The 22,646-nt window shown below is 64.6% G+C and carries 23 protein-coding genes; 14 read left to right on the plus strand and 9 right to left on the minus strand.

All coding sequences use genetic code 11. The features are described 5' to 3' along the window. The first annotated feature begins 13 nt into the window (after positions 1-13). The 6 genes from AN189_RS06710 to AN189_RS06735 all read left to right on the plus strand — a co-directional run bounded on the left by AN189_RS06710 (position 14) and on the right by AN189_RS06735 (position 6,276). Positions 14-820, plus strand: a complete 807-nt coding sequence (locus tag AN189_RS06710) for a cytochrome c oxidase subunit 3 (RefSeq protein ID WP_056032947.1) — start codon at positions 14-16, stop codon at positions 818-820. A gap of 115 nt (positions 821-935) precedes the next feature. Beyond that, the gene (locus AN189_RS06715) at positions 936-1,604 is read left to right on the plus strand and encodes an SURF1 family protein (protein WP_056033305.1); all 669 of its coding nucleotides are present in this window, start codon (positions 936-938) and stop codon (positions 1,602-1,604) included. Between the two features lies 1 nt (position 1,605). After that, positions 1,606-2,991, plus strand: coding sequence for a threonine synthase (thrC, locus tag AN189_RS06720; protein WP_056032949.1), 1,386 nt, complete (start codon positions 1,606-1,608; stop codon positions 2,989-2,991). Next, positions 2,988-4,250, plus strand: coding sequence for a pitrilysin family protein (locus tag AN189_RS06725; protein ID WP_056032952.1), 1,263 nt, complete (start codon positions 2,988-2,990; stop codon positions 4,248-4,250). Before thrC ends, AN189_RS06725 begins: the two co-directional genes overlap by 4 nt. 2 nt (positions 4,251-4,252) lie before the next feature. Then, positions 4,253-4,834, plus strand: a complete 582-nt coding sequence (locus AN189_RS06730) for a GNAT family N-acetyltransferase (protein WP_056032955.1) — start codon at positions 4,253-4,255, stop codon at positions 4,832-4,834. Between the two features lie 29 nt (positions 4,835-4,863). Continuing rightward, complete coding sequence (locus AN189_RS06735) at positions 4,864-6,276, plus strand: FAD-binding oxidoreductase (protein WP_056033308.1); 1,413 nt, start codon at positions 4,864-4,866, stop codon at positions 6,274-6,276. A 149-nt stretch (positions 6,277-6,425) separates the two neighbouring features. Here AN189_RS06735 and AN189_RS06740 read toward each other — a convergent pair whose 3' ends face one another. Both AN189_RS06740 and AN189_RS06745 read right to left on the minus strand, forming a co-directional pair. Further along, a complete protein-coding gene (locus tag AN189_RS06740) occupies positions 6,426-6,956 on the minus strand; it encodes an adenine phosphoribosyltransferase (protein ID WP_056032958.1) in 531 nt (176 codons plus the stop codon). Further along, the gene (locus AN189_RS06745; RefSeq protein WP_056032961.1) at positions 6,953-7,831 is read right to left on the minus strand and encodes an S-methyl-5'-thioadenosine phosphorylase; all 879 of its coding nucleotides are present in this window, start codon (positions 7,829-7,831) and stop codon (positions 6,953-6,955) included. Before AN189_RS06745 ends, AN189_RS06740 begins: the two co-directional genes overlap by 4 nt. Before the next feature lie 138 nt (positions 7,832-7,969). Between AN189_RS06745 and AN189_RS06750 the strand changes: the two genes are divergently transcribed. Next, positions 7,970-9,592 carry a SulP family inorganic anion transporter gene (locus AN189_RS06750; protein ID WP_056032964.1) on the plus strand — a complete coding sequence of 541 codons (1,623 nt, stop codon included), beginning with the start codon at positions 7,970-7,972 and terminating at the stop codon, positions 9,590-9,592. A gap of 19 nt (positions 9,593-9,611) precedes the next feature. Here the strand turns inward: AN189_RS06750 and AN189_RS06755 are convergent, their stop codons facing one another. Beyond that, positions 9,612-10,217 carry a flavin reductase family protein gene (locus AN189_RS06755; RefSeq protein ID WP_056032967.1) on the minus strand — a complete coding sequence of 202 codons (606 nt, stop codon included), beginning with the start codon at positions 10,215-10,217 and terminating at the stop codon, positions 9,612-9,614. A gap of 74 nt (positions 10,218-10,291) precedes the next feature. On the opposite strand from AN189_RS06755, the gene AN189_RS06760 reads away from it, so the two are divergent. Further along, positions 10,292-10,789 (plus strand): GNAT family N-acetyltransferase, encoded by a 498-nt coding sequence (locus AN189_RS06760; RefSeq protein ID WP_056032970.1) that lies wholly within the window; start codon positions 10,292-10,294, stop codon positions 10,787-10,789. A gap of 42 nt (positions 10,790-10,831) precedes the next feature. Continuing rightward, the gene (locus tag AN189_RS06765) at positions 10,832-11,620 is read left to right on the plus strand and encodes an EcsC family protein (RefSeq protein WP_056032974.1); all 789 of its coding nucleotides are present in this window, start codon (positions 10,832-10,834) and stop codon (positions 11,618-11,620) included. Here AN189_RS06765 and ptsP read toward each other — a convergent pair. From ptsP to AN189_RS06790, 5 genes are all read right to left on the minus strand, one after another. After that, a complete protein-coding gene (gene ptsP, locus AN189_RS06770; RefSeq protein ID WP_056032977.1) occupies positions 11,617-13,860 on the minus strand; it encodes a phosphoenolpyruvate--protein phosphotransferase in 2,244 nt (747 codons plus the stop codon). The genes AN189_RS06765 and ptsP overlap by 4 nt on opposite strands. A 136-nt stretch (positions 13,861-13,996) precedes the next feature. Next, a complete protein-coding gene (locus AN189_RS06775) occupies positions 13,997-14,821 on the minus strand; it encodes a class I SAM-dependent methyltransferase (RefSeq protein ID WP_056032980.1) in 825 nt (274 codons plus the stop codon). A 125-nt stretch (positions 14,822-14,946) separates the two neighbouring features. Further along, positions 14,947-16,185 carry an aspartate kinase gene (locus AN189_RS06780; protein WP_056032983.1) on the minus strand — a complete coding sequence of 413 codons (1,239 nt, stop codon included), beginning with the start codon at positions 16,183-16,185 and terminating at the stop codon, positions 14,947-14,949. Between the two features lie 69 nt (positions 16,186-16,254). After that, positions 16,255-16,902, minus strand: a complete 648-nt coding sequence (locus AN189_RS06785) for an SDR family oxidoreductase (protein WP_056032985.1) — start codon at positions 16,900-16,902, stop codon at positions 16,255-16,257. 13 nt (positions 16,903-16,915) lie between these two features. Then, a complete protein-coding gene (locus AN189_RS06790; protein WP_056032988.1) occupies positions 16,916-17,302 on the minus strand; it encodes a DUF1178 family protein in 387 nt (128 codons plus the stop codon). A 108-nt stretch (positions 17,303-17,410) separates the two neighbouring features. Between AN189_RS06790 and AN189_RS06795 the strand changes: the two genes are divergently transcribed. From AN189_RS06795 to AN189_RS06815, 5 genes are read left to right on the plus strand one after another with little or no spacing between them, the layout of a single operon-like run. Next, positions 17,411-18,532: an acetoin utilization protein AcuC gene (locus AN189_RS06795; protein ID WP_056032992.1), complete on the plus strand. Its 1,122-nt coding sequence runs from the start codon at positions 17,411-17,413 to the stop codon at positions 18,530-18,532. Between the two features lie 42 nt (positions 18,533-18,574). After that, positions 18,575-19,312 carry a molybdate ABC transporter substrate-binding protein gene (modA, locus tag AN189_RS06800; protein ID WP_056032995.1) on the plus strand — a complete coding sequence of 246 codons (738 nt, stop codon included), beginning with the start codon at positions 18,575-18,577 and terminating at the stop codon, positions 19,310-19,312. Then, positions 19,309-20,004: a molybdate ABC transporter permease subunit gene (gene modB, locus AN189_RS06805; RefSeq protein ID WP_056032997.1), complete on the plus strand. Its 696-nt coding sequence runs from the start codon at positions 19,309-19,311 to the stop codon at positions 20,002-20,004. The genes modA and modB overlap by 4 nt, the downstream gene beginning before the upstream one ends. Then, the gene (gene modC / locus AN189_RS06810; protein ID WP_056033000.1) at positions 20,001-21,056 is read left to right on the plus strand and encodes a molybdenum ABC transporter ATP-binding protein; all 1,056 of its coding nucleotides are present in this window, start codon (positions 20,001-20,003) and stop codon (positions 21,054-21,056) included. The genes modB and modC overlap by 4 nt, the downstream gene beginning before the upstream one ends. After that, positions 21,053-21,541, plus strand: coding sequence for a gluconokinase (locus AN189_RS06815; RefSeq protein WP_056033003.1), 489 nt, complete (start codon positions 21,053-21,055; stop codon positions 21,539-21,541). Before modC ends, AN189_RS06815 begins: the two co-directional genes overlap by 4 nt. On the opposite strand, the gene AN189_RS06820 is transcribed toward AN189_RS06815, so the two are convergent. Next, the gene (locus AN189_RS06820; protein WP_056033008.1) at positions 21,510-22,622 is read right to left on the minus strand and encodes a class I SAM-dependent RNA methyltransferase; all 1,113 of its coding nucleotides are present in this window, start codon (positions 22,620-22,622) and stop codon (positions 21,510-21,512) included. The genes AN189_RS06815 and AN189_RS06820 overlap by 32 nt on opposite strands. Positions 22,623-22,646 lie beyond the last annotated feature (24 nt).

Genomic DNA, 22,646 nt, shown 5'->3' on the forward strand with positions numbered 1-22,646 from the left:
AGGGAACGCTCAAATGGCCCACGAAAAAGACCACGACTATCACATTCTTCCGCCCTCCGTCTGGCCGTTCCTCGGTTCGGTCGGCGCGTTCATCATGCTGTTCGGCGCTGTCCTTTGGATGCCGAAACAGGGCGGTGGCCCCTGGATGTTCCTCGTCGGTCTGGCGATCGTGCTCTACGTCATGTGGGGCTGGTGGGGCGACGTCATCAAGGAAAGCCTTGTTGGCGACCACACCCCCGTCGTCCGCATTGGTCTGCGCTACGGCTTCATCATGTTCATCATGTCCGAAGTCATGTTCTTTGCCGCGTGGTTCTGGTCGTTCTTCAAGAACGCCATGTACCCGATGGGCCCCGACAGCCCCGCCGTTGACGGTGTCTGGCCGCCCGTGGGGATCGAAACATTCGACCCCTGGCACCTGCCGCTGATCAACACGCTGATTCTGCTGTGCTCGGGCGCTGCCGCGACGTGGGCGCACCACGCTCTGGTGCACGAGGACAACCGCGAGGACGTGAAATACGGTCTGATTCTCGCCGTTGCGCTGGGTGTGATCTTTACCTTCTTCCAGGCTTATGAATACAGCCACGCCGCATTCGGCCTTGCTGGCAACGTTTATGGCGCGAACTTCTTCATGGCGACGGGTTTCCATGGCGCGCATGTGATCATCGGCACCATCTTCCTCGCTGTCTGCCTGATCCGCGTCTACAAGGGCCACTTTACCCAGGAAAAGCACGTCGGCTTCGAGGCTGCCGCCTGGTACTGGCACTTTGTCGACGTGGTCTGGCTGTTCCTCTTTGCCGCCGTCTACGTCTGGGGCGGCTGACACCCTGTTTCATGACGACGCAAGGGCGGCCCTCGGGTCGCCCTTTTGCGTCAGACCCTTCACCCCTCCGGTCAAACAGGCTAAGGCTGCGCGACCGCAACAACTGGTGATCCGCGTGCGCAAACTGATCTTTCCGATCCTGCTGGCCCTGTCGGGGACGGCCATCCTGATCAGCCTTGGCGTCTGGCAGATTCAGCGCCTGCAATGGAAAACCGCAATTCTCGCGCAGATCGAAACGGAAATCGCGGCACCGCCCGTGGCCGTCCCTGCCGCCCCTGATGCGACCACCGACCGCTATCTGCCCGTGACAGCGACCGGCACCCTGACCGGCGACGTTCTGCACGTCCTCGTCAGCACCGAGGAAAACGGCGCAGGCTACCGCACCGTCAGCGCCTTTGAAACGGACGGGCGGCGCGTGCTGCTGGACCTTGGTTTCGTGGGCTTCGACGACCGGGACATCGCACTGCCTGCGGGCGAAATCACCGTCACCGGAAACCTGTTGTGGCCGGATGAGGTTGACGGTTTCACCCCGGATCCCGAACCCACTGGCCTGTGGTTTGCCCGCGATGCGGACGCCATGTCCGCCGCCCTCGGGACAGAACCGTTTTTCATCGTGGCCCGGGATATCCAGCCGGGCAGCCCGACCGTGCCCATGCCCGTCGGCACCAGTGGCATCCCGAACGACCACCTGTCCTATGCGGTGACGTGGTTTTTGCTGGCCCTCGGCTGGCTGGCCATGTCGGGCCTCTTCATTTTCCGCACGCTGCGACCCAAGGAACACTGACATGCGCTATATTTCCACCCGTGGGCAGGCCCCTGTCCTGACGTTTGAACAGGCGATGCTGACCGGGTTGGCCCGCGACGGCGGTCTGTATGTGCCCGAATCCATACCGACGCTTTCGACCGATCAGATCGCCGCCATGGCGGGGCAAAGCTACGAAGAAATCGCCTATACCGTCATGCGCCCGTTCATCGGTGACACCTTCAGCGACGACCAGTTTCGCGACCTGATCGCGCGGGCCTATGCAGGGTTCGGCCACGCCGCCCGCGCGCCACTGGTGCAGCTGGCCCCCAATCACTTCCTGTTGGAATTGTTCCACGGCCCGACCCTGGCGTTCAAGGATTTCGCCATGCAGCTGATCGGCCAGATGTTCGAGGCCGCCCTGACCCGGTCCGGCGACCGTGTGACCATCGTGGGGGCGACGTCAGGTGACACCGGGTCCGCCGCGATCGAGGCGTTCCGCGGTCTCGACGCCGTGGATGTCTTTATCCTCTATCCGCATGGCCGCGTGTCAGAGGTCCAGCGCCGCCAGATGACGACGCCCACCGAATCCAACGTCCACGCCATCGCGGTGGACGGCGATTTCGATGACTGTCAGGCGATGGTCAAGGACATGTTCAACGACTTTCAGTTCCGCGAGGATGTGCGCCTTGCCGGTGTGAACAGCATCAACTGGGGCCGTGTTCTGGCGCAGGTGGTCTATTACTTCTCCTCTGCTGTCTCCTTGGGCGCGCCCCTGCGCGAGGTCAGCTTTACCGTGCCGACGGGCAATTTCGGCGATGTTTTCGCAGGCTTTATCGCCAAGCAGATGGGTCTGCCGGTCCGTGATCTGGTCGTCGCCACCAACACCAATGATATTCTGCACCGCACGTTGCAAACCGGCGCCTATACCAAGGGAACGGTCACGCCGACCATCAGCCCCTCAATGGACATTCAGGTGTCGTCCAACTTTGAACGCGCGTTGTTCTATGCCTACGGGCAGGACGGCGCGGCGGTCGCAGGCCAGATGGATGACCTGAAACGGGGCGGGTTTACCGTGTCACAGGGGGCCATCGACGCGCTGCGCGATATCTACAAATCCGGTCGCGCCTCCGAACAGGAAACATCGGACGCCATTACTGCCTATGTCCGCGATCACGGCGAACTGCTGTGCCCGCACACCGCCGTCGGCACCCATGTGGCCGAGGCGCATCTGGGCACCACCCCTATGGTGACGCTGGCGACGGCGCACCCGGCGAAATTCCCGGCGGCGGTGGAACGCGCCACAGGCATCCACCCCCCCTTGCCCCCGCGCATGGCCGACCTGTATGACCGCGACGAACGGATCACACGCGCGGCCCACGACCTGCCCGCCATCCAGAAAATCATCAAGGATCGGATCGCCACTTGACCATCGAGCTGCATACGCTGTCCAACGGCCTCCGCGTCGTCACCGAACACATGCCCGGACTGGCTTCGGCCTCGGTCGGGATCTGGGTGAACGCGGGCGGACGGCACGAAACGGCATCCCAGAACGGCATCGCGCATTTTCTGGAACACATGGCGTTCAAGGGCACGAAACGGCGCAGCAGTCTGCAAATAGCGGAGGCGATCGAGGACGTGGGCGGCTATATCAACGCCTACACCAGCCGCGAAACCACCGCCTATTACGCCCGCGTGCTCGAGGCTGACGTGGGTCTTGGTATCGACGTGATTTCCGACATCCTGCTGAACCCCCTGTTCGAGGACCGCGAGATCGAGGTCGAGCGCGGCGTGATCCTGCAAGAGATCGGTCAGGCGCTGGACACGCCGGATGACATCATTTTCGACTGGCTGCAGGAAACCGCATATCCCGGTCAGGCCCTCGGGCGCACCATTCTGGGACCAGAGGAACGTGTCGCACAATTTACCCGCGACGATCTGACGGGCTTTGTCGGTCAGCACTATGGCCCGAACCAGATGATCCTGGCGGCCGCCGGTGCCGTCGATCATGACGCCATCGTGGCCGAGGCGGAACGCCTGTTCGGCCATCTGCCGCCCGCACCCCGCGCCGGTCTGATCGAACCCGCCCGCTTTGCCGGGGGGGAACGCCGCGAAACCAAATCGCTGGAACAGGTGCATTTCGCACTGGGATTCGAGGGGCCGGACTACCGCGACCCGGAAATCTACACAGCGCAGATCTATGCCAGCGCCATGGGCGGCGGCATGTCGTCCCGCCTGTTTCAGGAAATCCGCGAAAACCGCGGGCTGTGCTACACGATCTTTGCCCAGGCCGGTGCCTACGAGGATACCGGCATGACCACGATCTACGCAGGCACCAGTGCCGCCGAGATCGCCCAACTGGCCACCGTGACCATCGACGAGATGAAACGTGCCGTGGACGATCTGTCCGCAGCCGAGGTCGCCCGCGCCCGCGCCCAGATGAAGGCAGGCCTTTTGATGGGGCTTGAAAGCCCGTCGAACCGTGTCGAACGTCTGGCCCGTGTGTTGGCGATCTGGGACCGTATCCCGCCGCTGTCGGAAACCATCGAACGCATCGACGCCGTGACCACCGGCGATGTGCGCAAATTTGCAGAACGCACGCTGAAATCTGGGGCCGCGCTGACCCTTTATGGTCCGGCCAACAACGCACCCACACTTGACGCGCTGCGGGCGCAGATTGCGGCCTGACGGTGCTGCGCGCGCGCAAGGTCCGTTTGGAAACGGAACGGCTGACGCTGCGCGCACCCGTCCACGCCGATTTTCGCGCCTGGGCCGCCCTGCGGCGCGACAGCGTCGATTTTCTGCAAAAATGGGAACCCACCTGGGCCGCTGACCATTTCAGCCGCAAGAGTTTTACCAACCGCGTCTATTGGTCCCAGCGGTCGATCACGCAGGGCACCGCTGTTCCGCTGTTCCTGATCCGCCGTGACGACAACACGCTGCTGGGCGCAATCACGCTGGACAACATCCGGCGCGGCCCTGCGCAGGCAGGGACCACAGGCTACTGGATCGGTGCGCCTTTTGCGCGTCAGGGCTACATGCGCGAGGCGATCGAGGCCGTGGTGCACTACGCCTTTACCAAACTCGATCTCAGCCGGATCGAGGCGGGTTGCCTGCCCGAAAACACCGCGTCGCGTCGCCTTTTGGAACAGACGGGCTACAAATACGAAGGGGTGGCGCAAAGCTATCTGCAGATCGACGGGCGCTGGCGCAACCATGTGCTCTACGCCAACCTGCGACACGACCGACGGGGCAAGACGGACGCCGGTTAGGCGGTCCGGCCCGATAAATGGGGCAAGACATGTTCACACCAGCCACTGACGCCAACCTCGCGGACCTACGGGCTGCATTGCCGGACGGCACGTTCAAGGATGCGACCGACAGCTACCTGACCGAACCGCGCGGCCGCTGGCAGGGGGCCGGCACCGTCGTTGCCCCCGGCACCACCGACGCGGTGTCCCGCATCCTTGCCTATTGCAACGACCACCGCATTGCAGTCGTGCCCTACGGTGGCGGGACGGGTCTGGTCGGCGGACAGTTGATGGGCGACGGGGCCGTACCGCTGGTGTTGTCGCTGGAACGCATGACCGCCATCCGTGACCGGTTCCCGTCCGAGAACGTGCTGGTGGTCGAGGCGGGTGCCATCCTTGCCGACGTGCAGGCCGAGGCGGAACGCCTGGGCCGCCATTTTCCGCTGTCGCTCGCATCCGAAGGGTCAGCGCGCATCGGCGGTTTGCTGTCCACCAACGCAGGCGGTGTGAACGTCCTGCGCTACGGCAACGCCCGCGCACAATGTCTGGGGCTCGAGGTGGTGCGCCCCGACGGCACGATCTGGCACGGGCTGACACGCCTGCGCAAGGACAACACCGGATACGACCTGCGCGATCTGTTCATCGGCGCCGAAGGCACGCTGGGCATCATTACTGCCGCGGCCCTGCGGCTGGTGCCGCAGCCCGTGCGCATCGGTGCGGCGATGATGGCCGTGCCCTCGCCGCAGGCGGCCCTCGATCTGCTGGGGGTGGCGCAGGGGCGGTTGGGCGACGGCATCTCTGCGTTTGAAATCATCCACCGTCAGGGTCTCGATTTTCTGGCCGAGGTCGGGCCGGATGTGAAACCGCCCTTTGCCGAAACGCCCGAATGGATGGTGCTGATCGACGTGGGCCTGCCCGCAGGACTGTCGCCGGACACGGCACTGGAGGATCTGTTCACCGAGGCCGTCGCCGCCGATCTGGTCATCGACGGCGTTATCGCGCAATCCATGGCCGACCGTGCCGCGTTCTGGAAAATCCGCGAAAGCATCCCCGAGGCGAACCGCCGCATCGGGTCGATCAGTTCGCATGACATTTCTGTCCCACTGAGCGCGGTGCCGGAATTCATTGCCCGTGGCGCACCGGTGCTGGCCGAAATCGGGCATTTCCGGATCAATTGTTTTGGGCATCTGGGCGACGGCAACCTGCACTACAACGTCTTTCCCATGCCCGGCCGCAACCGCGCCGATTACGAGGCCGAACGCCCTGCCGTGAAAAAGGCGGTGCACGATCTGGCCCATGCCTTTGGCGGGTCGGTCAGCGCCGAACACGGTGTCGGCAGGCTCAAGGTGGGCGATCTGGAAACCTACAGCGATCCGGCCAAGCTGGCGATGATGCGCGCGATCAAGGATGCGCTGGACCCGCACGGCATCATGAACCCCGGAGCCGTGCTGCGGCAGGCCTAGCCTGTCGGCTTAACCATTCGTTCACCCGAATCGTTCAAACACGTCACAGCGGTAAATCCGCTGCACGTGTGGGTGCAATGACCCCGCTGCGGGCCTCGAACGGGCCAAACTGGCAAAGTCAGCGCAGCGGGGGCGTCTTGTTTTTCGGCCTATTCGCCTGCGTAGGCACACAGCGCATGGACATCCATGTTCATGCCTTCCAGCTTGGCCCGTCCGCCCAGATCGGGCAGGTCGATGATGAACGCACAGCCAACGACCTGCGCACCCAGCTTTTCGCACAGCTTGATCCCGGCCTCGGCGGTGCCGCCCGTCGCCAGCAGATCGTCCACGATCAACACGCGTTCTCCCGGCTGCAACGCGTCATCGTGAATTTCCACGATCGCCTCACCGTATTCCAGCGTATAGGCCTGTTCGATGGTCCGCGCGGGCAGCTTGCCCTTTTTGCGGATCGGCACGAACCCCTTGGACAGTTGGTGTGCGATGGCCCCGCCCAAAATGAAACCGCGCGCCTCCAGTCCCACGACCTTGTCGATCTGCATGCCCGCATAGGGGTGCAGCAACTGGTCGATCGCAATGCGGAACCCGCGCGGGTCCGCAAACAGGGTCGTCACATCGCGGAACATGATCCCCTCATGCGGGAAATCGGGGATCGTGCGGATATAGTCTTCGACGGTTTTCATGTCTTGTCCTTTGGGGTCAGCACACGGCCAGCGACCGCATCCAGTTTTGCAATCAGATCGGGGTCGCACCGGTCGGGCGCGGTCATGATGGCATGGGTCAACGCGGTATCACAGCCCACGGCGCAGTCTGTTGGCAGATCCGCAGCCAGCGCCACCACCAGATCACGGGCCTTGGTGCCGTTGCCCTGCAAGGTGGCGATCACATCCGATACATCCACCGCCCCGTGGTCGGGGTGCCAGCTGTCGAAATCGGTGATCATCGCGACGGACGCATAATGCAGCTCTGCCTCGCGGGCGAGTTTGGCCTCTGGCATGTTGGTCATGCCGATCACGTCGGCCCCCCAGACGTCGCGGTACATCACGCTTTCCGCGCGGGTGGAAAACTGCGGACCTTCCATCGCAAGGTATGTGCCGCCCGCGTGGACAGTGATGCCCACTCTGCGGGCCGCCGCGACACAGGCCGCCGACAGCGCGTCGCAGACCGGGTGGGCCACGCTGACGTGCCCCACACAGCCGGGGCCAAAGAATGATTTGTCCCGCGCAAACGTCCGGTCGATGAACTGATCGACCACGACGAAATCACCCGGCGCCATGTCCGCACGGAACGATCCGCAGGCCGACAGGCTGACCACATGGGTGCAGCCCAGCCGTTTCAGCGCGTCGATATTCGCCCGATACGGGACAGAGGTCGGCGTATGCACATGGCCGCGCCCGTGACGCGGCAAAAACGCCAGCGGCTGATCGCCCAGCGCGCCCGTCAGGATCGCGTCCGATGGCGCACCAAAGGGGCTGGCCACCTCCTGCCATGCCGCATCCGTCAGGCCGGGAATGTCATACAGACCCGAACCACCGATAATCCCCAATCTGCCGCGCATGACACCCTTGTGCGTTATACCGATCCTGTTGTGACCAGTGTGCAAGGGCCGCGCAACCCGTTACCCTGCAACGGGGGTGACATTCGGGCCTTCGTGTCGTAGGCGCGGCACAACACATATCAGACACAGGTTTTATTCATGGCCCGCCGTGCACTCCTGGCGAATTTCGCCGATTCCATCGCCCTGACAGATCCCAGTGCGCCGCTGAACGCAGGCCGCATCCGGATCGAGGTGCTGTCGGGACTGACCGTGGCCCTCGCATTGGTGCCAGAGGCGGTGGCCTTTGCCTTTGTCGCAGGCGTGCCGCCGCTGGTGGGCCTTTACGCCGCGTTCATCGTGGGGCTGGTGACGGCGCTGATCGGTGGGCGTCCGGGGATGATTTCCGGGGCGACGGGCGCGCTGGCCGTGGTCATGGTCAGCCTCGTTGCCGTCCACGGCATCGAATACCTCTTTGCCACCGTCGTCCTGATGGGCTTGATCCAGCTGGTTGTGGGCATCATGCGCTGGGGGAAATTCATCCGTCTTGTCCCACACCCCGTCATGCTGGGCTTTGTGAACGGGCTGGCGATCGTGATTTTCATGGCGCAGCTGTCGCAATTTCAGGTGCCCGGCACCGCCGTCGCGACCGGACATGGCATGTCGGGTGGTGAATGGCTGTCTGGCCTGCCGCTGATCATCATGCTGGTCCTGACGTTCCTGACCATGGCGATCATCTGGCTCATGCCCAAGATCACCAGTTTTGTCCCCGCCCCGCTGGCCGGGATCGGGATCGTCGCCGCCATCGTGATCCTGTTCGGCGTGGATACACCCGTAGTCGGCGACCTTGCATCCATCGAGGGCGGCCTGCCGCCGTTCCATATCCCCCAGGTGCCGTTCACGCTGGAAACCTTGCAGATCATCCTGCCCTACGCGCTGATCCTCGCGGCCATCGGCCTGATCGAAAGCTTGCTGACGCTGAACCTGGTGGGCGAGATGACCAACCAGCGCGGCGGCGCAAGCCAGGAATGCATCGCCCAGGGGGCGGCCAACACGATCACCGGTTTCTTTGGCGGCATGGGCGGTTGCGCGATGATCGGTCAGTCGATGATCAACGTGAAATCGGGTGGCCGGACACGGATCGCGGGCATCGCCGCGGCGCTGTTCCTGCTGGCCTTCATCCTGTTTGCATCCGGTCTGATCGCACGGATCCCGCTGGCCGCACTCGTGGGCGTGATGTTCATGGTCGTGATCGGAACCTTTGCCTGGAACAGCTTTACCATCATGCGCAAGGTGCCCAAATCCGACGCCTTCGTCATCGTGCTTGTGACGGTTGTCACTGTCATGACCGACCTCGCCACCGCCGTTCTGGTCGGTGTCGTGGTCTCCGCGCTGGTCTATGCCTGGGGCAACGCCAGCCGCATCTACGCCAGCACCTACACCACGCCCGAAGGTGCCAAGGTCTACCAGATCCAGGGGCCGCTGTTCTTTGGCTCTGCCGAAGGATTCTCCGAACTCTTTAAACCAGAAGAGGACCCCGGCTTGGTGATTGTCGATTTCGAAAACAGCCGTGTCGTTGACCAGTCCGCGCTTCAGGCGATCGAGGCTGTCGCCGCGAAATACAACGCGGCAGGCAAACATATCCAGCTGCGCCACCTCAGCCGCGACTGCCATCGCTTGCTGTCAAAGGCGGGTCACCTGATGGTCGACAGCGACGATGACCCCGATTACGCGCTGGCCGTCGATTATTCGGTGCGCACGGGCATTTTCGGCGCGGGCCACTGACCCGCGCCCGCCGTCCCGGTCATTCGCCGGGGCGGCCCATCTCGAACACGTTTTCCACCACTGAAAAATCGCGATAGCCCAACCGGCTGACCGGTCTGACTGCGGTGACGTCGAACATCCCGTCCTTGATGAATCGATCATCGATGTGAATGCCGACCACCTCGCCGAACACGGCATAGTTGGCGGCACCTTCCAGCTTGATGATCTGGCGCAATTCGCATTCCAGCACGGCGGGGGCTGCTGCGACAAAGGGACAGTCGATGGTGGTGCACTGGCCCTTTTCCAGACCCGTCAGTTCAAATTCGTCGACATCCGCGCGCCAGCCGCCGGAACTGTGGTTCATCTGCTCCTTCAGGTCGAACGACACCACGTTGCAGGCAAACACGCCGGTGTCGTTGATATTGGCCAGCGAATCCTTGGTCCCCGGACGGTCGGGTTTCGCGCCCAGTGACGCGAACATCACCTGCGGCGGCGTATAGGCGACAGCATTGAAAAACGAATAGGGGGCCAGATTGTCCCGCCCATCCGCGCCGCGTGTCGAAATCCAGCCGATGGGGCGCGGGGTGACCAGCGCATTGAACGGGTTGTGCGGCAGGTCGTGGCCGTCTTTGGGGCGATAGAACATGGCGGTCTCTTTCCTATGGGTGCGATGAAGTTTAGCCTGCCCAAAAGGCACGACCAGAGCAGAAGACGAACAGCATGGATATCACCACCGCACAAGAGCGGCCCGACGACTACTGGGAGGTCGAGGCTCTCTATGACCTCTGCTTTGCGCCCGGTCGGACCGCCCTGTCGTCCTATCGCCTGCGGGATGGCGTCGATCCCGTGGCGCAGCTCTGCCTTGTCGCCCGCGATGCCTATGGGCAGGTCGCGGGCGCGATCCGTCACTGGCCCGTCTGCGTGGGCGGTCATCCGGCCGTCTTGCTGGGCCCCGTGGCCGTGCACCCCACCCATCAGGGCGAAGGCATCGCGGCCCTGCTGATCTGGCGCTGTCTGGAAATCGCAGCCAAGGCGGGTCATCCGCGCATGATGCTGGTCGGTGACGAACCCTACTATGGCCGTTTCGGATTTCGCCGCCTGGCCGATGTAACCATGCCGCCGCCCACCAACCCCGACCGCGTCCTGGGGATCGCCCTGCGGCGCGGTGGCTGGGACGGCGTGACAGGGTCGGTGACCCCGGCCACAGATTGCAAATGACCGCGCCGCGCATATCTGTGTGACAGCGCTGCGGAGGCTGACATGACCGACCCCGACACCACGACAGACGATCACCTGCCCCTTACGCCCGCGGTCGAGGACCGCATCCGCGCGCTGGCACACCGCCAGCGCCGGGCCAATGGCCTGATGATGCGGGCGATCAATTTCGTGGGCGGGCAGGTGGATGATACGCTCAAACTGCTGCCTGCCGGTGCGCGCGGCCAGATCGACACTGCCGTGCGCGCGGCACTGGAACGCAGTTTCGACATTGCCGCCAGATCACGCGAAGGGGCCGCCGGTCAGGCCGTCCAATCCGATGCCGCCCACAAGGCGATGGCGACCCTGTCTGGGGCCATCGGCGGCTTTGGCGGGTTGCCCACGGCGCTGGCGGAATTGCCCGTGGCCACCACGATGATCTTTCGTGCGGTGCAGGGTGTCGCCGCGCAATACGGCGAGGACCCGACCAGCGTGCAGACCCGCATGGATTGTCTGGCCGTCTTTGGTGCCGGCAGCGCCGAGGGCGAAAGCATCGACACCGCCTTTATCGGGGCGCGGCTGGGGCTGACGGGGGCCGCGGTGCATGGCCTGATCGGTCGTGTCGCCCCGCGTTTCGCAACCCTGCTGACGCAGAAACTGGCGACACAGGCCGTCCCGATCCTGGGGGCTGCCGCCGGGGCCGGGACCAACTATGCCTTTACCCAGTATTTCGTCGAAATGGCCCATGTGCATTTCGGCCTGCGCCAACTGTCGCGCCGCCACGGCGAAGACGCCGTGCTGACCCTGTTTCACGCCACGCTCAGCGACGCGCGCCCGCCCGCCAAAACCGCCTAAAGCCGGTTTTTCAGATATCTGCTGACGGCGTCGCGTGCGGACAGATCACCCTTGGCCCATGCGTCATCCATGGCGGCCCGCACCTCGGTCAGATCGACACGGCGCAGCAGGTGTTTCACGGGGCCGACCGATGCAGGCCGCATCGACAGCGACCGGAACCCGCAAGCCGCAAGGCAGACTGCCTCCAGCGGGCGGCCCGCATCCTCGCCGCAGAACGACAGGTGGGTGCCCGCATCGGCGCAGCGCTTGACGACCATTTGCAGGAACGTCAGGAAACTGTGGTTCAGCGTGTCATAGCGACGCCGCACCCGTTCGTTTTCGCGGTCAGCCGCATAGAAAAACTGTTTCAGGTCGTTGCCCCCGACCGAGATGAAATCGACCTCCTTGAAAAACGCATCCGGGGCAAAGCCCAGCGACGGCGTTTCCAGCATGGCGCCCACATTCAGCGGCGCGGGCAGGGGGTTGCCCAGGATCTTTTCGCGGGCCAGCACCTTGTCCAGCTCGGCCCGTGCCGCGCGGTATTCCGACAGCAGCGTGATGAAGGGGAACATCACCGTCAGCGGCCCGCCGTTTGCGGCCCGCACCAGCGCCTGCAACTGCATCCGCAGGATGCCAGGCTTGTCCAGTCCGACCCGGATCGCACGCCAGCCCATCGCGGGGTTGGGTTCGTCGTTGGGTTTCATGTAGGGCAGGACCTTGTCCGACCCGATATCCAGCGTCCGGAATGCGATCGGTTTGCCACCCGAGGCCTTCATCACCCGCGCATATAGCGCCGACAGCTCTGACCGCTTGGGCATGTGGCTGCGGATCAGGAATTGCAGCTCCGTGCGAAACAGGCCCACACCCAAGGCACCCGACCCTTCGAGTGACGGCAGGTCCGCCAGCAGGCCCGCGTTCATGTAAAGCCCCAGTTTCGTGCCGCATTGCGTCAGCGCCGGTTCGTCCCGAATCGACGCATAGCGTTCCTGCGCGCGCGTCTGCATCGCCAGCTTGTCGCGGAACGCGGCGTGCACGGCTTCGTCAGGACGCAGGTGCACGACGCCCTGATCGCCGTCCACCAGGATGGGGTCGCCGTTCAGCGCCTCGGTGGTAATGCCCTTGGCGTTGATGACCAGCGGGATCGCCCAGGCGCGGGCGACAACCGTGGCATGACTGCCCACAGAGCCTTCTTCCAACACGATGCCGCGCAGCTTCTTGCCATAGTCCAGCAGCTCTCCGGGGCCGATGTTGCGCGCCACCAGGATCGGATTGTCGGGCATATCGGCACCGGTGTCCTTGCCCTGTCCGGTCAGGATCCGCAGCAGGCGGTTCGACAGGTCGTCCAGATCGTTCAGACGCTCGCGCATATAGGCGTCACCGGCCTGGTTCAGCCGGGTCCGGGCCAGCGATTGTTCCTTTTCCACCGCGGCCTCTGCGGTCAGGCCGTTGCTGATGTCGGCTTCCATCCGGCGCATCCAGCTGCGCGAATTGGCGAACATGCGGTAGGCCTCGAAAATCTCCAGCTGGTCCGTCGTCATCTGGCGATTGCCCGACAACAGCGCATCGACCGACGACCGCAGTTCCTCGACCGCGTCGCGCAGACGTTGCAGTTCCAGATCGGGATCGTCCGAGATCGGGTTGGTGACGACCACCCGCGCCTCGTGCAGGAACACATTGCCGGACGAGGCACCTTCTTGTGCGATCGACCCGCGGAACAGCACCGGGTTCTGGTGCCGCGCGGACAGGGCCGCACCTTCGCCGACGAATGCGCCAAGTTCGGTCATTTCAGCCAGCACCATGGCCACGACTTCCAGCGCGTAAACCTCGTCGGCACTGAATTCGCGGGCGTCCTTGGACTGCACGACCAGCACGCCCAGCGCATCGCCCAGCCGCTGAATGGGCACGCCGCAGAACGATGAATATCGTTCTTCTCCGGTTTCGGGCATATAACGGAAACCGCGCGCGCTGGGGGCGTCGGCGGCATTGATGACCCGCCGGGTCCGCGCCACGCGACCCACCAGACCCTCGCCCAGCCGCAGCCGGGTCTTGTGCACTGATTCCTCGGCCAGACCCTGCGTGGCGCACAGTTCCAGCGTTTCGTTGTCCCGGAACAGATAGATCGAACAGACCTCGGTCTGCATCGAACTGGCGATCAGGCCGACGATCTTGTCCAGCCGCTCTTGTCCCTCGCCACCCTCGGCCAGCGCATGACGCAACCGTTCCAGCAGCTTGCGGCTCTCTGATTCAACGCGCTCCGGCATGCAGCCCCCAAACAAATTCGGACCACCTATAGGCGATTGCGTGGGGGCGGGGGAAGGTCAAAGGTCCGGCACATCCCGGCTCTGCCAGCGCTTTGGGCGAATCCCGCCGCCGGGGCCGGGCGAACAGGCAGTTGTGTCACCGCGGATCGCGCGCCTGCATCCACAGCCAGGGCGTCGGTCCCATGCGCCATTCCCACAGGCACAACAGACGGTCGAGGTCGGACAGCTGTTCCATCCAGTCGGGCAGGGCGGCCGTGTCGGCGCTGCGTCCGATCCGCTGCACGCGGTGGGTCGGCGCGAAACGCTGCGTCATCTCGTCCGTGAGGCCGGGGGTGAAACACTCATGCACCTCGACCAGGATATCGGCATGGATCAGCGCGGGCGCCCGTTCAGGGTCCAGCAGCACCGCCTCGGCCCCTTCGATATCGCACAGGATCAGCGTGCGCTGGTCTGCACAGACAGCTAGGTCGGCATGGTCCAGCGTGCCGTGAATGGTCACCCGCCCGTCGACCCCGTTGCGCCGGGCCAGCGCAGCACAGGCGGCCCGTGCCTCGGGATTGCTGTCGCAGGCCATGATGCGCGTATCGGGCATGCGCCGCGCAAGGCCGACTGCGTAATATCCCTCTGCACAGCCCACATCGACAACCAGCGGATAGGCCCCTGCGATGATCTGCTCGAACACCGGCGCAAGGGATGCCTCGTAGCACCCGATCAGACGCGCCACGCCTGCGCCTTCGGTGGCCGGGGTGTCATAGATCAGCCCTTTGAATGGACCGGACAGCACGTTGCACCCGTTGCGGGCGGTCAGCGTGTTCTGGATCAGTCTTGCGCGCCATTTCGCCAGATGCCGCAACGCCTGTTCCAGACGTCCCGCGTCAGGAGGACCATCCAGCAACGCCAGCACGTCAAGGGTGACCGCCTGTGTCAGCGCGCTGGGTTTTTCCGATCTGCCGTTCGGCATGCCGCCCCCTGCCTGTTCCCGATCCGTCGCGTGGCAGGGTCGCCGATCACACAGCGCAAGGCAAAGAAAAACGCGCCGCGATCCCCCGATCGCGGCGCGTCATCTGCAAATCCGGCGCTGATGGCTCAGGCGGCCTTTTCCAGCTCGAACGCATCATGCAGCGCCTGCACGGCCAGTTCCATGTACTTGCGGTCGATCAGAACGCTGACCTTGATTTCCGAGGTCGTGATGACCTTGATGTTGATGCCTTCGTCGCGCAGCGTCGCGAACATCTTGGCCGCGACACCGGCGTGGGACCGCATGCCGATGCCCACGATGCTGACCTTGGCGACGCCTTCGTCGGCGACCAGATCGTGGAAATTGATCGACCCTGACGCCTTGGCGTCTTCCATCGCCTTTTGTGCGCGTTTCACCTGGTCAAAGGGGCAGGAGAACGTCATGTCCGTGCGCCCTTCCTCCGAGATGTTCTGCACGATCATGTCGACGTTCACACCGGCATCAGCCAGCGGGCCAAAGATGGCGGCGGCGATACCGGGGCGGTCGGCGACCGAAATCAGGGTCATCTTTGCCTCGTCACGGGAATAGGCCACACCGGCCACGACGTTGTTTTCCATTATGTCCTCCTCGGCGCACACCAGCGTGCCCGCATTGTCTGATGGTTCTTCGAAACTGGACAGCACCCGCAGTTTCACGCGGTAGCGCATCGCCAGTTCGACCGAACGGGTCTGCAACACCTTGGCCCCCAGGGAGGCCAGTTCCAGCATTTCCTCGAACGCGATGCGGTCCAGTTTGCGCGCCTTGCTCGTGATGCGCGGGTCGGTGGTATAGACGCCGTCCACGTCCGTGTAGATATCGCAGCGTTCCGCACCGAATGCGGCGGCAAAGGCGACGGCGGTCGTGTCAGACCCGCCGCGCCCAAGCGTCGTGATCCGGCCTTCGGGGCTGATCCCCTGAAAACCTGCGACCACCGCGACCTTCATGCCGTCGGCGAATTTCGCCTCGATGTTGTCGGTCGGGATCGCCTCGATCCGGGCGTTGGCATGCGCGGACGTCGTCTGCACCGGCACCTGCCAGCCCTGCCACGACCGTGCGGGAATATCCATTTCCTGCAACCGCAGCGCCATCAGACCGGCGGTGACGTTTTCGCCCGACGACACCACGGCATCATATTCGCGCGCGTCATACAGCGGGGACGTCTCGTTGACCCAGCCCACCAGCTCGTTCGTCTTGCCCGACATCGCCGACACCACGACGATCACGTTGTAGCCATTGGCCACCTCGCGTGCCACGCGTTTGGACGCCCGCGCGATGCGGTCAAGGTTTGCGACCGAAGTGCCGCCGAATTTCATCACGAGGGTGGGCATGTCTGGTCCCCATTCTGTTCCGACAGGCGCTTTAAGCCAGCACCGGCCCAAGGGCAATGCGTATCGCCGTCAAACCGGGTGGGTTTGGCCGTCCCAGGTCAGAAATTCGCCCGTCGTGGCCAGCGACAGCGCGGCAAAGCGTCTGATCAATCCGGCAGCGGACGCCTCTGGCGTGATCGCCGCCGTGGCCCCGCCCATGTCGGTCTGCACCCAACCGGGGTGATAGATGCCGACGGCGATCCCCTTTGGGGCCAGGTCATGCGCCAGGTTGCGGCCAAGGTTCAGCGCCGCGGCCTTGGATGCGCGGTAGGCATAGCGGCCGCCGTTGGCCAGCGTGTTCGATCCCAGTTGCGACGAAATGATCACGATCTTGCCGCCCGCCCGGCGCAGATGCGGCAGCACGGCCTGCACCGTCAGAAACACACCCGTGACATTCACGGCAAAGGACTGCGCCCAGATGTCGGGGGAATATCCGTGATCCAGCGTCTCATCGCCGTCCAGTAGCACGCCCGCGTTGCACACCAGCAGATCCAGCCCACGGTCGCCCAGCGTGCCCGCCAGATCGCACTGGCTGTCCGGGTCGGTCACATCCAGCTGCACGAACGGTCCGTTTGCTGCGTCGCGATGCGTGCCCAGAACATCCCGGCCGTCCGCCAGCATCGCGTCCAGCAGGGCGCGCCCGATGCCGCGATTGGCCCCCGTGATCAATGTGGTCATGGCGTCGTCCCTTTTAGTTGGTTGATTTGCGCGACCGGAACGGCAGCGGCAGGACCGGCACCTCGTCCGCGATCAATGCGCGGACCTCTGCGCCCGTCGCCTCGCCGTAGATGGGGCGTTCGGGGGCGCTGCCGTCATGCTGTGCGCGTGCCTCCTTGGCGAATGATCCACCGACATAGGTCGCCGTGCTCTCGACATGTTTCCGCAGCTTTTCCAGCGGGGCGGGGTCGGGGGCCTTGGCTTGCACCTTGGGCGCCATCAGCGCCTTTTTGACGCGGATGGACCCACAGGTCGGACAGGACAAATGTCCTGATCCGGACAGGCTGTCATAGGCTGCCGCATTGGCAAACCAACTGTCAAAGCTGTGGTCATTGTCGCAGATCAGACTGTAACGGATCACCGGCGCGGTCCCTTGTGTGATGACATTTATCTAAGGCGTCCGGCGTCGCATGCAAATGCCTGTCATGCGGTGGTGGCGATCTGACCTTGCGCCACTAGGTTAGGCCACATGCAGCCGCCAGTTTTCATCGGGTCCGAGATCTACCGCCATTCGTCCTACGGACCGTTCCACCCGCTGCGGGTGCCGCGCGTGTCCACAGTGATGGACATGTGCCGTGCGATGGGGTGGTTGCCCGCCGATCAATACCTGAACTCTCCGCGCGCCAAACCTGCCGCCCTGCTGTCCTTTCACACGCCCGAATACATCGCAGCCCTGCAACAGGCGGAACGCGATCAATCCGTCACCGACGCTGTCCGCGCCCGTCATGCGCTGGGCACATCCAACAACCCCGTGTTTCCCGAAATGTGGCGCAGGCCCGCCACCTCTGCCGGGGCCGCGATGCTGGCCGGAGAGCTGTTGCGTGACGGTGGCACCGTGTTCACGCCCGCAGGCGGCACGCACCACGGCTTTCCCGACCGGGCGGGCGGGTTCTGCTATCTCAACGATCCTGTGCTGGGCATCCAGTCGGTCCGCCGCAGCGGCGCGCGCCGGGTCGCCTATATCGACATCGACGCGCATCACTGCGACGGGGTCGATCATGCCTTTCGCGACGATCCCGACACGCTGCTGATTTCCACGCACGAGGACGGTCGCTGGCCGCGCACCGGCGCGCTGGACGATACGGGCGCGGGCAATGTGTTCAACGTCCCCCTGCCGCGCGGTGCATGTGACGACGATATGGCGCTGGTGCGCGACGCCGTCATCCTGCCCGCGCTGACCGCATTCCGCCCCGATGCCATCGTCCTGCAATGCGGGGGCGACGCGGTGGACGAGGACCCGCAATCGCGCCTGTCGCTGTCGAACAATGCGCATTGGGACGTGTTGCGGGCGATCCTGCCACTTGCGCCACGGCTGATGGTGCTGGGGGGCGGTGGCTACAACCCGTGGTCCGTCGGACGGTTGTGGACCGGCAACTGGGCCATCCTGAACGGTCACGCCATCCCCGACACCCTGCCAATCGCGGCGCAAAACGTTCTGTCCGCCTTGCGGTGGGACGGGCAGCGCCGGGTCAAGGTGCCGCCGGACCACTGGATCACCACGCTGCGCGACGCACCGCGCCATGGGCCGGTCCACACCCAAACCCGCGATGCAGCAAGGCAACTGGCCGGGCGGCTACGGGCTTGGGCCTGATGCCACCTTGCCCCCGCGCCGGACAGACAGGATAGTCGCCGCATGAAACACCTCTTTGCCTTGCTTCTGTCGCTTCTGCCCGGTCTGACCGCGGCGCAGGGCGTCACCGTCTTTGCCGCCGCCAGCCTCAAGGAACCGCTGGACCAGATCGCCCTGACACAGCCGGATGTGACAGTAACCTACGCAGGCAGCGGCACGCTGGCGCGGCAGGTCATGGCGGGCGCGCCTGCCGATCTTGTGGTCCTTGCCCATCCCGACTGGATGGACGCGCTGGAACAGGACGACGTGTTGGTGCCCGGCAGCCGCGTGGACCTGTTGTCGAACGAAATCGTCCTTGTCGCGCCACAAGAGACGCCCGCATTGGATCTGACCCCGGGCGCGTTGACCGATGCCCTTGGCCCCGATGGACGCCTCGCCATTGGTCTGACGGCATCGGTTCCGGCAGGGATCTACGGACGTGAGGCGCTTTTATCGCTGGGCCTCTGGGACGCCGTTTCAAACCGCCTTGCCGAAACCGATTCCGTGCGCAGTGCGCTGGCCCTCGTCGCACGTGGCGAGGCACCACTCGGCCTTGTCTATGCAACCGATGCGCGGGTTGAACCGACGCTCAAGGTGGTCGCCCGTTTCCCGCAAGGTAGCCACGCACCGATCCTGTATCAGGCCGCGGTTGTCCGGGGTGAAAACGAGGATGCAGCACAGGCTCTCTTGCGTGCGTTGCAATCACCCGAGGGTCTGACCGCCTTTGTCGGGGCCGGGTTCCTGCCCGCGGGTCAGCCGTGACGCTGGGCCTTGATCCAGCCACCTGGGGGGCTGTCCTGCTGTCACTGCGCATTGCTGCAGTCGCCACGCTGTGCAGCTTGCCGCTGGCCATCGCCGTCGCATGGCTACTGGCCCGCAAGCAGTTCTGGGGGCGGGGTCTGCTGAACGGGCTGGTGCATCTGCCGCTGGTGCTGCCGCCCGTGGTCACGGGCTATCTGCTGTTGGTGCTGTTCGGCACCCAGGGTCCCATCGGTGGCTGGTTGCGCGACACGCTGGGCGTCACGCTGGCATTCCGCTGGACAGGGGCCGCACTCGCTGCTGCAATCATGGCGTTTCCCCTGGTGGTCCGCGCGATCCGTCTGGGGTTCGAGGCCGTCGATCCGGGGCTCGAGGATGCGGCCGCGACCCTTGGCGCCAGCCGCACCCGCATTTTCGCAACCGTGACACTGCCGCTGATCGGTCCGGCCGTGCTGGCAGGGGCGGTGCTGGGCTTTGCCAAGGCGCTGGGCGAATTCGGTGCCACCATCACATTCGTTGCCGCGATCCCCGGCCAGACCCAAACAATCCCGACGGCGATCTACGGGCTGTTGCAGGTGCCGGGCAGTGACGGGGCGGTGGCGGTTCTGGTGACCATCTCCATCGTTCTGGCGCTGGGCACATTGGCGCTGGCCGAGGCGCTGTCGCGCCGGATGCAACGGCGGATCAGAGGATGATCGATGTCGCGGTTCAAAAACGGTTGGGTGATTTCACACTGGACGCGCAGTTTGCGGCCCCCGACGGGATCACCGCGATCTTTGGTCGGTCGGGGTCGGGAAAAACCAGTCTGATCAACGTCGTCGCCGGATTGCTGCAACCCGACGCAGGCCATGTGCGCATCGACGGGACGGACCTGACACAGGTGCCGGTGAGGCGGCGGCGGATCGGCTATGTTTTTCAGGATGCGCGGCTTTTCCCGCATCTGAGTGTGGCCCAGAACCTCGCCTACGGCGGCACCCATGACCGGGAGGCCGTGATCGACATGCTGGGGCTGGGTGCGTTGCTGGACCGCCGCCCGGCGAAACTTTCGGGTGGTGAGACATCCCGCGTGGCCCTTGGCCGCGCGCTGATGAGCAACCCGCAGCTGCTGTTGATGGACGAACCACTCGCCGCCCTCGACACCCCGCGCAAGGCAGAGGTGATGGGCTATCTCGAACGTCTGCGTGATCGGTCGCAGGTCCCGATCCTCTATGTCAGTCACGACATGTCAGAGGTCGCCCGCCTGTCCCGCACCCTTGTCATCATGGACGCAGGCCGCGTGGTCCGCGCGGGTCCGGTGGCAGAGGTGTTGTCAGACCCGCAGGCCGTCCCGCTGGTTGGCGTGCGCGACGCGGGTGCGGTGCTGACCGGGCGCGTGCAGGCCTTTGATGCGGACGATGAACTGACGCAGGTCGCGCTGTCCTCTGCCACGCTGACCTTGCCGGGGCGGTTGGGGCCTGTGGGCGCGCAGGTCCGTCTGCGGGTTCCGGCGCAGGACGTGATCCTGTCGACGCAGGCTCCCATCGACATCAGTGCGCTGAACGTGCTGCCCTGCCGGATCGCCACGCTGATCGAGGGGCAGGGACCGGGCGTTGCCGTGTCGCTGACCTGCGGCACAGACCGCCTGCTTGCGCGGATCACCCGCCGGTCCGCCCGCGCAATGGGACTGCGCGTCGGACAAGAGGTGCATGCCATACTCAAGGCGACGGCCATCGCGGCGGCAGACGTGGGAACAGGGGACGCGCCATGAAAATCATCGTCATGGGGGTATCTGGCTGCGGCAAAAGCCTGATCGGAGAGATGCTGGCCGATGAAATCGGCCTGCCGTTTCTGGACGGTGACGACCTGCATCCGCCCGCAAACATTGCCAAGATGTCGGATGGCAAGCCATTGAACGATGCCGACCGCGCACCCTGGCTGGATGCGGTGGGAGAGGCGCTTGCCGCCTGCGATCGGGTCATCGCCTGTTCGGCGCTGAAACGCATCTACCGCGACCGGATCAGGGCTGCCGCAGGTACGGTTTGTTTTGTCCATCTGGCAGGCGACAGGGCGGTGCTGCTGGACCGTGTGTCATCGCGGCCCGGTCATTTCATGCCGGCGGATTTGCTGGACAGCCAGTGCGAGGCGCTGGAACCACCCGGCAGCGACGAACGCGCCGTGACGGTCGATATCGACGCGACACCCGATCAGGTGCTGGCCGCGATCATGGCAACCGGTCTGTGCGATGCAGCGTGATGCGCAGGCCGCCATGCGGCACGGTGATCCGCGTCGGGGTAAACGGCAGGCCGGTCGCGCTGGCCAGTGATGCCTCGCTGGTGACGACACCCACGCGCCAGCCGCTGAACCGGTCCAGCAGCGTTTTGCCCAAGGCCCCATACAGCGGATAGAGCAGTTTCTTGTTCCCGATTCGCGCACCGTAAGGCGGGTTCACGATCACCAGCCCCGGCGGCCCGTCGGGGCGTTGCAGGTCGCTGACGGCGTGGTGGGTGAATGTCGCGCAATCCGCGACGCCAGCGCGGGCGGCGTTTTTCGCAGCCATGCCGACAGCCCCGGTGTCGCGGTCGGACCCATAAAAATGCAGATCCTGCGACGCGACCGGATCGCGTTTCAGCGCGGCGAACGCACCGGGGTCGTAGGTTGCAAGATGCTGGAACGCGAATTCTCGACTGCGACCCGGTTGCAGGCCTGCCGCAATCTCTGCCGCCTCGATCACGAATGTCCCTGATCCACACATCGGATCGACGACGGATTCTGTCCCCCTGTAGCCGCATTCGGCCAGAAAGAGTGCGGCGAGCGTTTCGCGCATCGGGGCCTTGCCGACCCATTCCTTGTGCCCGCGTTTGTGCAGGCTCTCGCCGCTGGTATCGATGCTGAAGGTGACGGTGTTGTCGGCAATCCGCACCTTGAGCGTGACAGGGGCATCGGCGGCGATGGTGGTGCCCAACTCTTCTTTCAGGGCGGTTTCGATGCGTTGGGTCGCGGCGCGGCCGTGGTAGATCTTGGACCGTTTGTCGGTTGCGACCTCGACCCGGACGGGCACGTCAGGGCGCAGGTATGCGGCCCAGGGAAATTTGCGCGCGCGTTTGTCCAGCTGCGCGAGGTGGAACGCCAGAAACGACCCGATCCGCACCAGCACGCGCCCCGTGCCGCGCAAGTCAAGGTTCGCGCGCCAGACGTCGGTCCAATCGCCCTGAAACGTCACGCCACCCGGCACGGTGACTGCATCGGCAAAGCCTGCGGCGCGGGCCTCGGCCCGGACGGCGTGTTCAAGCCCGGGCGGGGCAGAGAGGAATATTTCAAAGCGGTGATCTGTCATGCACAGGCCCTAACCCGCCCGCGC

This window comes from Loktanella sp. 3ANDIMAR09 (genome assembly GCF_001420005.1).
In the GTDB taxonomy this organism is placed as follows: Bacteria; Pseudomonadota; Alphaproteobacteria; order Rhodobacterales; family Rhodobacteraceae; genus Loktanella.